The organism is Ancylobacter sp. GW821-FHT10E12 (genome assembly GCF_058809335.1).
The window spans coordinates 280,686-293,548 of the sequence record NZ_JBXASN010000005.1; the positions used below are offsets into that span (position 1 = coordinate 280,686).

The following is a 12,863-nucleotide window of genomic DNA, read 5'->3' on the forward strand; positions in this document are numbered from 1 at the left end:
TTCTCATGTTTGTTTAATCAAACATTCAATTTTCTACGCGTCCAAGCTCGAAACTGGGCCAGCTGGGCAGTCCCCGGCTCGCTCAAGGAGCGTTGCTGCGAATTCGTCGCCGCCAGTTCCACCGTCCGTGAGAGAAGGACATCCCCGATGCCGTCGAACCGCTTCCCGATCAGACATGTTGCCGCCGTTCTCCTGACCGTCCTCGCGATGGTACCGAGCCTCGCCTTCGCCCAGAGTGCCGTGAAGATCCCGCCGGAGACCGCCAAGCCGGAACTGAACGCGATGCTGCCCGAGAAGATCAGGACGTCGGGCGTCATCAACCTCGCGACGGACGCCAACTATCCGCCGTGCCAGTGGTACCTCAAGGACGGCAAGACGATGGTCGGCTACGAGGTCGATATCTGGGATGCGCTGGCCCAGGTGCTCGGCGTCAAGCTCAACGTGGTGTCGATCGACTTCGCCGGCCTGATCCCCGGTGTGTCGGGCGGGCGCTACGACATGGCGATGGAGTGCATCACCGATCGCGCCGAGCGTGAAAAGCAGGTGACCTTCGTCAACCACTCGCTCACCTATGGCAACGCCTTCTACTATGTGGCCACCAATCCCGCGATCAAGGCGGGGCAGCCGGAAACCCTGTGCGGGCTGCGCACCGCCGGCCAGTCCGGCACCGACTTCATCACCAACCTCCAGACCTTCAGCAAATGGTGTGCCGACAAGGGGCTGAAGCCGCTGACGATCAGCGAGTTCCCGCAGCAATCGGCGGTGCTGCTGGCGCTGTTCGCCGGCCGCATCGATTTCGCGCTCAGCGAGGCGAGCGCCGTGGAGGAGCTGAAGGCCAACAATCCGGTGGAGATCGTCACCATCGCCAATCCGCTCGAGAAGCAGAACTACCTCGGCATCATCGTCGCCAAGGAGAACACCCAGCTGGCCGAGGCGCTCAAGGCCGCGCTTCAAGCCATCAAGGCCAGCGGCACCTACGATAAGATCTTCGCCAAGTGGAACCTCAATCATGCCGCGCTCAAGGAGTTCGGCATCAACATGACGACGACCAAGCCGCTCAACTGAAGACGAGCCCCCGCACCGGCGCACCGAGGTGCGCCGGTGCGCCATCACCCGTCCCTTGGAAGACCGGAGCCCGCCCGATGTCAAAAGCCGGAGCCGAAGATGTCCGCGCCCGACCGTCCGGCAGAACATTATTCGGCCCTCGGGACTATTCGCCCGCAGCGATCCGCAACCGGCTGTTCCTCATCGCCGGCCTGGGGGTGGCCCTGCTGGTGCTGAACAGCGTGGCCACCAACCCGCGCTTCCAGTGGCCGGTGGTCGGCGAGTACCTGTTCGATCCGGTCGTGCTGCAGGGCTTCGCGACGACGCTCTGGCTGACCGCCGCCGTCATGGCGATCGGCGTCGTGCTCGGGATCGCCCTTGCCCTGATGGGGCTGTCGGCGAACACCTCGCTGCGCAGCTTCAGCGCCGCCTATATCTGGTTCTTCCGCGGCACGCCGGTGCTGGTGCAGCTCATCTTCTGGTACAACCTCGCCGCGCTCTACCCGAGCTATTCCATCGGCATCCCCTTCACCGGCACGGTCTTCCTCCAGGGCTCGTTCAACGACCTGATCACGCCCTATACCGCCGCGCTGCTCGGCCTCGGGCTGAACGAAGGCGCCTATATGGCGGAGATCGTGCGGGCCGGTCTGGAATCGGTTCCCGCCGGCCAGCGCGACGCCACCAAGGCACTAGGCCTCAATCGCTGGCAGACCATGCGCCTCGTCGTGCTGCCGCAGGCGATGCGCTTCATCGTGCCGCCCACCGGCAACCAGACCATCGGCATGCTCAAGGGCACCTCGATCGTGTCGATGGTGGCACTGCACGACCTGCTCTACTCGGTGCAGATCATCTATTCGCGCACCTTCCAGACCATCCCGCTGCTGCTGGTGGCGTGCTTCTGGTACCTCGTCGCGACGACCCTGTTGTCGCTGGTCCAGCGCCGCATCGAGCAGCACTACTCCAAAGGCTACGGGGCACGATGATGGATATGAGCGACCATCGGCCGGCCGCCCGTTCCGCGAGCCATGGCCCCTCCCGGGTAGAGTTCGGCCTCTTCAATCTCATGTCCTACCGCAACCATCCCGACGGGATCGCCGGCGTCGTCGCCGACACGCGCCGCATGGTCCTTCTGGCGGAAGAGGTCGGCCTCGACGTCGCCTGGTTCGCGGAGCACCATTTCACCAATTACTCGATCAGCGTCTCGCCGCTGCTGATGATGGCCCACATGGCCAGTGCCACGACGCGGATCCGGCTCGGCAGCGCGGTGATCGTGCTGCCGCTCTACCAGCCGATGCGCGTCGCCCAGGAGATCGCCCTGGTCGACCAGCTGAGCGGCGGCCGCGTGGTCCTCGGCGTCGGCTCCGGCTACCAGCCCTTCGAATTCGCTCGCTACGGGGTCGATGTCGAGGAGCGCGGCGACATCTTCCTGAAATATTGGAACGTGCTCGAAGAGGCGCTCACCACGGGCATGGTGACGCAGGCGGCGCAGGCGCTCGGCCTGCCCTCGACCCCTGTGCTGCTGCGTCCCGTGCAGAAGCCGCTGCCGCCGCTGTTCGTCACATCGGCCAACCCGGCCGTGCTGCGGCGCTTCGCCCCGCTGGGCGCGACGCCCTTCGTCACCGCCGGCTGGCGTGGCTCGGACGCGCTCGTCGGGCTTGCCCGGCAGATGCGCAAGAGCTGGTCGGAGGCGGGGCTCGATGCCCGGCCGATGCCGATCGGCCTGCAGCAATATGTCCACGTCACCGACAGCCGGGACGAGGCGATGATTGCCGCCGACTGCGCCCGCTTCGTCGGCCGCATGGCGACCGGCCTGCGCAGCCCGGACATCGCCAGCACCGGGGCGATGATCGACGTGCCGCCGCTGCCGGACGAGCCGCCGCTCGACACCTTTCGCCGCAACCTGCTGATCGGCCCGGCGGACGAGGTGGCCGAACGGATGATCGGCGAGATCCGCGCCACGGGCTGCACCCATTACAGCGCCTTCTTCCAGTTCGGCGACATGCCGCTCGCCATGGCGCGGCGGTCGCTGGAGCGCTTCGGCGCGGAGGTTCTTCCGATCGTCAAGCGGGAGATCGCCGCGCGCGATGCCGGGCAGCCCGTCCTTCGGAACGGGCCCGGCGCGGCAACGCATTGATCACGATGGACAGGGACACGGAGGCGAGAATCCCATGAACGCGAACGTCACCCTTCGGAATGCGCTCGACGGCGATCTCGATCGCCTGCTTGCCGACATCCAGGCCGGCGCCGGGCAGGACCTGTCGGTGGCCGAGACGCTGCCCGCCGCCGCCTATACGTCGGAGGCGTTCTTCGAACTCGAGAAGCAGAAGATCTTCCGCAAGGAATGGCTGGCGATCGGGCATATCGCGCAGATCCCCAGGGAGGGTGACTATTTCACCATCGACATCCTCGGCGAGCCGCTGATGGCGGTGCGCGGGCCGGACCGCATCCGCGTCATGTCCCGCACCTGCCTGCATCGCTGGGCGCCGGTCGCCAGCGGCTCCGGCAACACCAAGCTGTTCTCCTGTCCGTTCCATCGCTGGGGCTACGGGCTCGACGGCCGGCTGAGGGTCGCCCCCTTCATGGACAAGGCGGAAGGCTTCGATCCCAAGAAGTGCAGCCTGCCCGAGATCCGGTCGGAGATCGTGCTCGGAACCATCTACATCAACTTCTCCGGCGACGCGCCGGATCTGGCGCCCCGGCTGAAGGGCATGATCGAGGAATTCGCCCATATCGACGTCGACGACCTGATCGTCGGCTTCTCGACGGAGTTCAACTGCCCGTTCAACTGGAAGATCGCCGTCGAGACCTTCATGGAGTGCTATCACCACATCGGCGCGCATGCGAAGACCCTGCAGCCGCACAGCCCGGGCGGGCTGAGCTGGGGCGAGGATATGCGCGATCCCGATCAGGCCTGGGTCTGCCTGCGCCACCCGCTGCGCGAGGACGTGCCGACCGAGTTCGTCCACAAGTCGGGGCTGCCCTCGTTCGAGGGGATGAGCGAGGAGCAGGAGCGCATCGGCAGCCTCTACCACGTCTTCCCGCTCAACCTGATCGGCACCAGCGCCGACGCGGTGCGGTGGACGACGATCCTGCCGCTCTCGGCCAACCGGACCTGGTGGATCCGCCACTACCTGGTGCGGAAGGATGCCCGCAACATGCCCAATTTCGACGAACTGATGGAGACGACCAAGGCCAACGGCGCCGTCATCGCCGCCGAGGACATCGAGGTCAACACGCTCCAGCAGATCGGCGCCTATTCCTCCTATGCCAAAGCCGGCCGCCTCAGCCATCTGGAAAAGCCGGTCTGGCAGCTCGCCGACTATGTGCGCGACCGGATGGCGCGGCCGTCCTGATCGCCTGTCGGAACCGGAATGGAAGCGTGTCGACGATGAATTATGCCAAACTGGGAAAGACCGGGCTCGATGTGTCGCGGCTTTGCCTCGGCTGCATGCCCTACGCGAAGGGGCCGACCGCCTCGCATGGCTGGTTCTTCACCGAGGAGGAGAGCCGGCCCTTCCTGAAGAAGGCGTTGGATCTCGGCATCAACTTCTTCGATACCGCCAACGCCTATGCCGGCGGCGCCAGCGAGGAGGTTCTGGGCACGACGCTCAAGGGTTTCGTCGCCCGCGAGGACGTCGTGGTGCTGACCAAGGTCTTCAACCGGATGCGGCCCGGCCCGAATGGTGCCGGGCTCTCCCGCAAGGCGATCATGGCGGAGATCGACGCCAGCCTGAAGCGGCTGCAGATGGACTATGTCGACGTCTACATGATCCATCGCTGGGACTATGCGACGCCGATCGAGGAGACGCTGGAGGCGCTCAACGACGTGGTGAAGGCGGGGAAGGCGCGTTATCTCGCCGCCTCGTCCATGCATGCCTGGCAGTTCTCCAAGGCGATCCAGATCCAGCGCGCCAATGGCTGGTCCCGCTTCGTCGCCATGCAGAACCACATCAACCTGCTCTACCGCGAGGAGGAGCGGGAAATGCTGCCGCTCTGCGCCGAGGAGGGCGTCGGCGTCATTCCGTGGAGCCCGCTGGCGCGCGGACGGCTGACCCGTCCCTGGCAGGCCGGCAGCGCGCGCGAGAAGAGCGACGGCTACACGCCGGTGCTCTACGGCCGTGCTTATGAATCCGACCGGCTCGTCGTCGAGCGGCTGATCGCGGTGGCCGCCGAGCTCGGACGCTCGCCCGCCCAGGTGGCGCTGGCCTGGCTGCTCGGCAAGGGGCCGGTCGTCGCCCCGGTGATCGGCGCGACGCGGCTCGATCATCTGGACGACCTGAGCCGGGCGGTCGAACTGAAGCTCGATCCGGAGATCCGTACGGCGCTGGAGGAGCCTTACGAGCCCCATGCCGTCACCGGCTTCACCTGATCCCGCCATGATCGCGCCCGCTTCCGCCGGATCGGGAGGCTTCGATCGCAGCCACGACGTCATCGTCGTTGGTTCGGGCGGCGCCGGACTGACGGCCGGGCTGGTCGCCGCCGCGGCGGGCCTTGATGTCGTGGTGCTGGAAAGCTCCAGCCTCGTCGGGGGGACGACCGCGATGTCCGGCGCGGGAACGTGGATTCCGGCCAACCATCGGGCAAGGGCCGCCGGCATTGCGGATTCGCCGCGGGATGCGCTCGCCTATATCCGTGCCTCGGCACCGCCGGGCTGGCAGGCGGTCGAGGACCCGCTCTGGCGCCGTTTCGTCGTCGAAGCCCCCGCCATGCTGGCATTCGTGGAGGCCATGACGCCGCTCGTCTTCGAGTTGCTGGAGGAGGCGGATCCCTATCCGCTCCATGCCGGGGCCTGCCGCCGCGGGCGGATGCTCTCGCCGCGCCCGCTGCCGCCTGCCGCCGCCAGCGGGTGGGCGCGGCGGCTGCGTGGGCCGCATGTGCCGCACATTCTGACCTATGGCGAGATGCGCTGGCACGACGCCTGGCACCGTCCGCTGCAAGCCGTGCTCGGGGAACTGCCGGCGGTCGCCGCGCGCCTCGTCACCGGAAGTCGGGCGCAGGGCACGGCGCTGGTGCGCGGCCTCGTGGGCGGCTTCGTGCGGGCCGGCGGCCGGATCCTGACGGACATCCGTGCCCTCGAGCTGACGACCGGAGGCAACCGTGGCGTGACCGGCATCCGCGCGGAACGCGCCGGCGAAACGATCCGCCTGCAGGCACGGCGCGGTGTCGTGCTTGCCTGTGGCGGCTTCGAGCGCGACGAGGAACGTCGGAGGGCGCATTTTCCCGGACCGGTGGATCTCATCGCCAGTGCGCCGTCGAATCTCGGCGATGGCCACCGCATGGCCGAGGCCGCCGGAGCGGCGCTGGCGAGGATGGACCAGGCCAATATCGCCCCGGCCATTCCGGCGCGCGTGAGGGGCATCGACCTGCCGCTCGGCACCTTCCACCATCGCGAGCCCTCCGCTCTGCTGGTCGATCGCGACGGCAAGCGCTTCGTGAACGAATACCTGTTCAATCTCGGCGAAGTGCTGCTGCGCCGCGATCCGGTCAGCGGAGCCTTCGCGCATCTTCCCGCCTGGCTGGTAGCCGACGCCGCCCTGCTGCACGCCTCTCCGGTGATGAACCACTTCCTGCGCGCCGATCCCGCCTTCGTGCGCCGCGCCGGCGACATCGACGGGCTGGCGGTGCAGATGGGCGTGCCGGTCGACGCGCTGAGGGCGACAGTGCTGCGTTTCAACGGTTTTGCCGTCACGGGGACCGATCTCGATTTCGGTCGGCATCTCGATCCCCTCGCGGCGAACGGCCTCGCGCCCGAGCGGCTCGCCCCGTTGCGGAGGCCGCCCTTTGTCGCCATGCCGTTCAACCTTAGCTTCCTGTCCACCAAGGGCGGGCCGCGCACCGACAGCCGCGGTCGGGTGCTTCGGCCTGACGGCTCGGTGATCGGCGGGCTCTATTGCGCCGGCGTCGCCATGGCGAACCCGTTCGGAAGCCGGGCTGTCGGACAGGGAACCACGATCGGTCCGAACATGACCTGGGGCTGGATCTGCGGCCGCGCGCTCACCGGCGCCCTGCCGGAGATCATCGAGCTGGAAGGAGAGCATTCCGATGCCTGACGCGTCCCAACCCATGCCCCTTGCGCCGCTGTCGGGGCAAGCCGCATTCGTGTCTGGTGGCGGAAAGGGCATCGGCCGCGCCATCTGTCTCAATCTGGCAGCGCTCGGCGCCTCGGTCGCCCTGACGGGATCGCGCGACATGTCCGCGGCCGAGGCGACCGCCGCCGATATCCGGGCCGGTGGCGGCCACGCCCTCGCCTTGCCGATGGACCTGACGGACCGGCGTTCCGTTGACGAGGCCATGGATCACGCCGTCATGGCCCTCGGCCGCATGGACATCGTCGTGAACAATGCCGGAGCGTCGCGGCGCGGCCGGTTGCTTGATCTGGCCAGCGAGGACTGGAACCTCGTGTTCGCGGTCCAGGCACTCGGTTTCTTTCATCTCGCGGTGGCCGGCGCCCGGCAGATGATCCGCCAGGGCGGTGGCGGAGCGATCATTGCGATCGCGGGCGCCTCTGCCCTGCGCTCCTATCCGGGCAACGGCGCTTATGGTCCGTCGAAGGCCGCGGTGCTGTCGAGCGTGCAGCAGATGGCCGTCGAATGGGCCCCGCACGACATCCGGGTCAATGCGGTCCTGCCGGGGCCAATCCGCCCCGCGGACGAGGACTGGCAGGCGAAGGAGCCGGCATTGGCCGATGAGGTGGGCAGAATCCCGCTGAAGCGCGCCGGCACGCCGCTCGAAGTTGCGCAGGCTGTCGCCTATCTCGCTTCGGCGAAATATGTCACGGGACATAACCTCGTAGTCGACGGAGGGAGCACGACGACGTGGTACATTAACGGTTGAAGGGAGGGCATCGACTCAATCGAGTCGGTGCGCGAAAGAGGGCGTGATGGGCATTGAGAGACGTCTGAACAACGCAGTCGGTTCCGAGAAAAAGAAGAACGCTGCTGGCCGATCGCGCAGGTCGTCGACTCTGGTCGAGGTCGACACGATCACATCAGGTGGAAAGGACGGCTACGAAACGGGTTCCGCCCCGGACATCCTCTGCAAGGTGGCGCTGGATCTGTTCGCGAGCCAGAACTTCTCAACGGTCACGATCAAGGACATCGCCGATGCCTCCGGCCTGAACGCATCCCTGATCTATTACTATTTCGGTAACAAGGAGGGCCTTTTCATGAAGGCCATCGAGCGCACCGTCGAGGAGGCGTTCGCCCATTATGAGGAGATCAGCCGCAACGCCGATGCGCCGGACAAGCTGATCAGCCTGTGGATGGAACTGCATGTCCGCCAGTTCGTGACCCTGCAGAAGGTTGCGAAGATGAGCCTCGACTATGCCAACACGCAGAACCACACGCCGGCGACCGACCGCGCGATCAAGGCGCTGTACGACAAGGAGGCCAAGTTGCTGGGGGCGACGATCCAGCGCGGCATCGTCGAGGGCATGTTCCGTCCGGTGAATCCGACGGAGACGGCGGCGATGATCTCCACCTTCCTGGACGGCGCCCTGTTCCGGAACGCGATGTTCCCGAATTTCAACTATGCGCAGGGTATCCGCGCGATGCGCAAGGTCATCCTGACCTATCTCGCCGTGGGAAAGTAACGGACCGGCGCCGGACACTCCATGGGCGGCGATCCGGTGACGGGCTACTCGGAGCGCCGGGCCTGCAGGTTGATCGGGATGGATCGGTCGAGCTTCCAGTATCAGCGTGAGGCGGATGGTGATGCGGCGATCCGCATGCGCCTGCGGGAGCTTGCCAATGAGCGCCACCGGTTCGGCTACCGGCGGTTGGCGACCCTACTGAGGCGGGAAGGGTTGAGGATAATCCTGAAGAAGGTCTACCGCCTCTATCGGGAGGAGCGGCTCGTGGTGCGTCGACGCGGCCGGCGCAAACGGGCGCTCGGCACAAGGGCGCCGGCGGCCATGCCGCAAGGGGCGAACCAGCGCTGGAGCTTCGACTTCGTATCCGACGCCTTGAACGACGGCCTGCGCTTCCGGGTGCTGAACATCGTCGATGACTTCACCCGCGAGTGCTTGGCGGCGGTGGTCGACACCTCGCTCTCCGGTTCCCGCGTGGTGCGCGAGCTCAATGAGGTCATCGTTCGTCGCGGCCACCCCTGCATGATCGTGTCGGACAACGGCACCGAGTTGGTCAGCCGGGCGATCCTCGGCTTCTGCGAAGAGACCGCCATCGAGTGGCACTACATCGCGCCGGGCAAGCCGATCCAGAACGCCTTCGTGGAGAGCTTCAACGGCCGTCTGCGCGACGAGTGCCTCAATGAGCACGCCTTCGCCTCGCTTGCCGAGGTGCGGCGGATCATCAAGGCTTGGCGGATCGACTACAACACCGCCCGACCCCATACGAGCCTCGGCGGCCTATCGTCATCGACGTTCGCCAGCCGGTCCCATGAGGACCAAAATCCAGCCAGACCTAACTTATGACCGACAGGAAAACGGGGCGCACGTCAGACGTTTCTGATTGATTCCAGTATACGCGGGCCATCAAATGGGTAGCCCCGACAATCCTGAGGAATGGAGAAGGCGGCAGGTCTTTCATCGCCCTCATCAAAGCAGCATGGCCTATTCAGGAGCGATGACTCAGGTTCTGGATGTGGATGCCTGCAGTCGAACTGAGCCCGGATCGTCAGTGCGTTGCGCCATGCTCCGACGTTTTTGTGCTTGTCAGCCTCCCGTACCCTTCTTGATAGAAGCGGGAACAAGTCTCTCTCCGGAAGTCCGCCGCGGTAGCCGGCCATTCAAGACCAAATAAGCCATAAGGCCGATCAGCAGGCCCCAGAACGCACCGCCGATTCCGAACAGGCTGATCTTCGCCGCAGAAGCGAGAAAGGTGATCAGGGCCGCCTCGCGAGATGTCGGGTCCGCCATTGCGCCAGCGAGAGAGCCGCCGATCGTACCCAGCAAGGCGAGACCCGCGAGCGTGGCAATGAACGTTGCGGGGAATGCCATGAAGACCGAGGCAAGCGTCACCCCGAATATGCCGACGGCGATGTAGAACAGGCCGGCTGCGATACCCGCGATCCAGCGCCTGGATGAATCCTGGTGGGCTTCCTTGCCGGTGCATATCGCAGCGGTGATCGCGGCCACGTTGAAGGCGTGCGACCCGAACGGTGCCATGATCAGCGAGCCGATCCCCGTCACCGTGACGATCGGGTTGGCGCTGGTTTTGAAGCCGTCGTTTCGCAACACCAGCATTCCCGGCATGTATTGTCCGGTGAGGGTGATGAGGAACAATGGCAGCGCCACGCTGAGCAGCGCATTGAGCGTGAACACCGGCATGGTGAACACGGGAGCGGCGAAGCTCAGTTGCAGGCCAGAGAGGTTCACATGGCCCTGGGTCAGAAGGAAAGCCAGCCCGATCACCAGAATGCCGACCACCGCGTAACGCGCGGTAAAACGCTTCAGGACAAGATAAGCGACGATCAGGAGGCCTACCAGCATCGGGTCCATCCCTGCGCCACCGAAGGCGCCGATGCCGAACTGGAGCAGGATTCCGGCGAGCAGTCCCGAGGCGATGCCGGGAGGGATCAGCTTGATCAGCTTCTCGAAACAGCCCGACATGCCGAGAGCGGCGAAGGCGGCGGCCGAGATGACATAAGCACCGATGGCTTCCGCGTAGGGGGTCGTCGCGAGAGCCGTGACGAGAAAAGCGGCGCCGGGCGTGGACCAGGCCGTGATGATTGGCTCGCGGTAGCGCCAGCTCAGGTAAACACCCGTCACGCCCACCCCGATTGAAACGGACCACACCCAGGAGGCCGTCAGTTCCGGACTGAGCCCGGCGACGCGTGCGGCTTGAAAGACAAGGATGAAGGTGCCGCCATAATTGACGATGACCGAAATAAGCCCGGCGACAATGGGATGTAAAATATCATTGACGCGAGCAGAAATTCTTTTGGAACTTACCGACATAATAGGAGATTTACTTCTTCAAGCGATATATTATTGCAGCGTACTGCCTGAACGGACAAGCAACGCGCCGGATGAAAGACCGCAGATCATCTTGGATGTGTCACACGGCCTTCTATGAAGCAGCGGCGATCAACGGTGTGGAACCGCAAGTCGCAAACCGTCCAATGCCGGCTCGACGCGCACCTGGCAGCAGAGCCGCGAGGTGGCGCGGACATGGAAGGCACAGTCGAGCATGTCGGCTTCGCCGTCGGAGGGGGCGTCCAGACGGTCGATCCATTCCGGGTCGATCCAGACGTGGCAGGTCGCGCAGGCGACCGAGCCCTCGCACTCGCCTTCGATGCCGATGTCGAGCGGGCGTAGCGCCTCCATTATCGAAAGCCCGTCCTTCGCCTCGACCGCCGTCTCGCGGCCTTCGGAATCCGTCACGATAAGGGTAGTCATCACTTGTCTCCGATCCGGGGCGGGCGGCGCCGGTGAAGCGGCCGGCGGACCTCAATGGCCGCCGCCGCGCGCAATATGTCGGCCTCGAACCCCATTCGGCCGATGATCTGCACGCCAACGGGAAGGCCCGCGGCGGTGAAGCCGATCGGAACGGAGGCGGCCGGCTGACCGGTCATGTTCCAGGGATAGGTGTAGGGGCACCAGCTCCAGTCCTCGTCCGCAAAGCCCTCTGGAGTGTCGCGGTCCAGGGCGTAGGGCGGCACAGGCATTACGGGCCCGACAAGAAGATCGAACCGATTGAAGAGCGCCTTGGCCGCCGTCGTGATCGCCAGGCGCTGCTCGAGCGCGCGCTGATAGGCGACAAGGCCGGTTGCCCGTCCGGCGATGGCGACGCGCTGCAGCAACGGATCGAGCAGGGCCTGCTTTTCCGGTGCGAAGCCATCCACGGTCCGCGCACAGGCCGTCTGCCAGAAGATCTGGAACGGCTCGAACGGGTCGACCGGCCAGACCGGGTCTTCCTGCGTGACCAAGGCCCCCGCATCCGCGAGCAGCGGCCCGGCCTCCGCCACCAGCGCATCGACCTCCCGGTCGATCAGCGGCGCCGTACAGCCGAGCCGCGGCGAGATCGCCACCCGCAGCCCGGAGAGGTCTGGGTTGGCGAGATCTCGCGGCTGCGCGAACGGCACCGGCCAGGCGAAAGGATCGCGCGGCTCGGGCCGGCTCATGATGTCGAGCATGAGCGCGGCATCGGCGACGGTGCGCGCCATGGGACCGACCACCGAATGCGGCATGTCGCTATCCGGGGGGAAAGCTGGCACCCGGCCGAAGCCTGGCTTGAGGCCGAAGATATTGGTCGAGGATGCCGGGATGCGGATCGAGCCGGCCCCGTCGCTCCCCACCGCGAGCGGCCCGAAGCCGAGCGCAAGCGCCGCCGCCGCCCCGCCGGAGGAACCGCCGGGCGTCCTGGTGGTGTCGTAGGGGTTGGCGGTGACGCCATGCACCGGGCTGCTCGTGACCACCTTGCAGCCGGCTTCCGGCGTCGCCGTCTTGGCAAGGAACACCGCGCCCGCCTCTCGCAGGCGGGCAACGCTGGGCGTGTCCTCGCTCGCCGGCCGCACCGGATCGAGCGCGAGCGACCCGCGCCGGCGCGGCCAGCCGGCAACGGCCGATAGGTCCTTGATCGTCACCGGCACGCCATCGAGCGCCGAGAGCGGCGCTCCTGCCCGATATCGGGCCTCGGCGGCCTCGGCCATGGCCAGCGTTACGGCCGGATCCAGATGGACCACAGCGTTGACCCACGGGTCCAGCGCCTCGATCCGCTCGATCAAGGCCCGCGCAACCTCGACCGGCGACAAGTTCCTGCGCCGGAATGCCTCGCCCAGCGTGCTCGCGTCCAGAAACGCGACATCGTCGGCGGGCATGGCTGCCGGCATGGAGAGAGCAGGTTTCGACATGGCCCGCC

The 12,863-nt window shown here is 66.2% G+C and carries 11 protein-coding genes and 1 pseudogene; 9 read left to right on the plus strand and 3 right to left on the minus strand.

The window, feature by feature from the left end; genetic code table 11:
* The first annotated feature begins 147 nt into the window (after positions 1–147).
* The 9 genes and pseudogenes from AC1RU4_RS09130 to AC1RU4_RS09170 all read left to right on the plus strand — a co-directional run.
* The gene (locus AC1RU4_RS09130) at positions 148–1,065 is read left to right on the plus strand and encodes an ABC transporter substrate-binding protein (protein WP_492890737.1); all 918 of its coding nucleotides are present in this window, start codon (positions 148–150) and stop codon (positions 1,063–1,065) included.
* A 77-nt stretch (positions 1,066–1,142) separates the two neighbouring features.
* Positions 1,143–2,027 (plus strand): amino acid ABC transporter permease, encoded by an 885-nt coding sequence (locus AC1RU4_RS09135; protein ID WP_492890738.1) that lies wholly within the window; start codon positions 1,143–1,145, stop codon positions 2,025–2,027.
* Between the two features lie 5 nt (positions 2,028–2,032).
* The gene (locus AC1RU4_RS09140; protein ID WP_492890739.1) at positions 2,033–3,178 is read left to right on the plus strand and encodes an LLM class flavin-dependent oxidoreductase; all 1,146 of its coding nucleotides are present in this window, start codon (positions 2,033–2,035) and stop codon (positions 3,176–3,178) included.
* A 34-nt stretch (positions 3,179–3,212) separates the two neighbouring features.
* Positions 3,213–4,397, plus strand: a complete 1,185-nt coding sequence (locus tag AC1RU4_RS09145) for an aromatic ring-hydroxylating oxygenase subunit alpha (protein ID WP_492890740.1) — start codon at positions 3,213–3,215, stop codon at positions 4,395–4,397.
* 35 nt (positions 4,398–4,432) lie between these two features.
* Positions 4,433–5,413, plus strand: a complete 981-nt coding sequence (locus AC1RU4_RS09150) for an aldo/keto reductase (protein ID WP_492890778.1) — start codon at positions 4,433–4,435, stop codon at positions 5,411–5,413.
* A 7-nt stretch (positions 5,414–5,420) separates the two neighbouring features.
* Positions 5,421–7,094, plus strand: a complete 1,674-nt coding sequence (locus tag AC1RU4_RS09155; protein ID WP_492890741.1) for an FAD-dependent oxidoreductase — start codon at positions 5,421–5,423, stop codon at positions 7,092–7,094.
* Entirely contained in the window at positions 7,087–7,878 is a 792-nt protein-coding gene (locus AC1RU4_RS09160; RefSeq protein ID WP_492890742.1) for an SDR family NAD(P)-dependent oxidoreductase, read from the plus strand. Before AC1RU4_RS09155 ends, AC1RU4_RS09160 begins: the two co-directional genes overlap by 8 nt.
* A 46-nt stretch (positions 7,879–7,924) precedes the next feature.
* Positions 7,925–8,635, plus strand: coding sequence for a TetR/AcrR family transcriptional regulator (locus AC1RU4_RS09165; RefSeq protein ID WP_492890779.1), 711 nt, complete (start codon positions 7,925–7,927; stop codon positions 8,633–8,635).
* A gap of 42 nt (positions 8,636–8,677) precedes the next feature.
* Positions 8,678–9,475: pseudogene (locus AC1RU4_RS09170) on the plus strand (IS3 family transposase); the annotation flags it as partial.
* 240 nt (positions 9,476–9,715) lie between these two features.
* Here the strand turns inward: AC1RU4_RS09170 and AC1RU4_RS09175 are convergent.
* The 3 genes from AC1RU4_RS09175 to AC1RU4_RS09185 all read right to left on the minus strand — a co-directional run bounded on the left by AC1RU4_RS09175 (position 9,716) and on the right by AC1RU4_RS09185 (position 12,855).
* The gene (locus tag AC1RU4_RS09175; protein ID WP_492890743.1) at positions 9,716–10,960 is read right to left on the minus strand and encodes a benzoate/H(+) symporter BenE family transporter; all 1,245 of its coding nucleotides are present in this window, start codon (positions 10,958–10,960) and stop codon (positions 9,716–9,718) included.
* Positions 10,961–11,089: 129 nt separating this feature from the next.
* Entirely contained in the window at positions 11,090–11,401 is a 312-nt protein-coding gene (locus AC1RU4_RS09180) for a 2Fe-2S iron-sulfur cluster-binding protein (RefSeq protein WP_492890744.1), read from the minus strand.
* A complete protein-coding gene (locus tag AC1RU4_RS09185) occupies positions 11,401–12,855 on the minus strand; it encodes an amidase family protein (RefSeq protein WP_492890745.1) in 1,455 nt (484 codons plus the stop codon). Before AC1RU4_RS09185 ends, AC1RU4_RS09180 begins: the two co-directional genes overlap by 1 nt.
* Positions 12,856–12,863 lie beyond the last annotated feature (8 nt).